This is a genomic window from Streptomyces beihaiensis (genome assembly GCF_026274175.1).
Lineage (GTDB): Bacteria > Actinomycetota > Actinomycetes > Streptomycetales > Streptomycetaceae > Streptomyces > Streptomyces beihaiensis.
In genome coordinates, this window is record NZ_JAPHNL010000213.1 from 1 (window position 1) to 985 (window position 985).

The 985-nt window shown below is 78.5% G+C and carries 1 pseudogene; it reads right to left on the reverse strand.

What is annotated here, in order from left to right:
* Nucleotides 1-985, reverse strand: a pseudogene (locus tag OFY01_RS17420) (serine protease); the annotation flags it as partial.

Here is a 985-nt window from a genome sequence, read left to right on the forward strand (position 1 = left end):
CGACGCTCTTCCGATCTGCGACGGCCCGCCGGGCCGGCCCGGGGTCGGTGACGTCGGCGAGTACGCGCAGGACGCCACCGACGGCCGAGCCGCCGCCGAGCCGGGTCCGGAAGGCGTCGAGGACGGACTCCGGGTGGGTGGCGAGGGCCGGGGCGAAGGCGGCCGCGGGCAGCCGCGGGTCACCGGCCGCGAACCGGTCGAGGGCTCGCCCGATGTAGGCGCCCCTGACCTGCGGATCCTGTACGAGCAGGCCGAGCGCGGCGCCGTGCAGCGTGCCCTCGTCGGGGCGGGCGAGCAGGACGAGCGCGGCGTGGCGCAGGAGCCGCCGGTCGGCCTCGCTCGCCGCGCGGGGGGCGACGCGCAACCCGTACACGGCCGCGGCGACGTGCCGTGCGGGCCGCTCGTCGTGCGCCCAGCGGTCGACGGCCCGGCACAGCGCCGACGGCTCCTCGTCAGCGAGGACGGCGAGCAGCTCGTCGGCACGCGGGTGGGCGCACTCGACCAGGGCCTCGGTCAGATCGTCGACGGCCCGGTGCCGGTGGGTGTGGAGCAGCGCCTGCGCGGCGGTGGCCACGGTGGCGTCGGGCAGCGCGGGCAGCCGCCGGTCGTCGTCGAACCAGCGGGTCAGCTGCCGCTGTACGCGGGCGGGCTCGGCGACGAGCAGTGCGGCGACGGCGTCGAGGAACCGGTCCGCTCCCGCGCGTCCGGGCTCCGGGTCGTGGACGACGAGCCGACGCAGCAGGGCGAACCGGGTGTCGTCGTCGACGGGCAGCGCGGTCCAGAACGCGGGCCCGAACACGCCCGCGTCGGCGAGCCGTTGGAGCACGGGCAGGTACGGGGAGGCGTCGGGCACCCGTGACAGCACCTCCCGTACGAGATGCCGAGCCCACCACACGGCCTCCTCGTCCCGCTCCCGGCCGCCCGGCGCCCCCGCGCCCGCTCCGTCAGCGCCCTCCGCCGCCCCGGGCGGCCGTCGGTCCTGCCC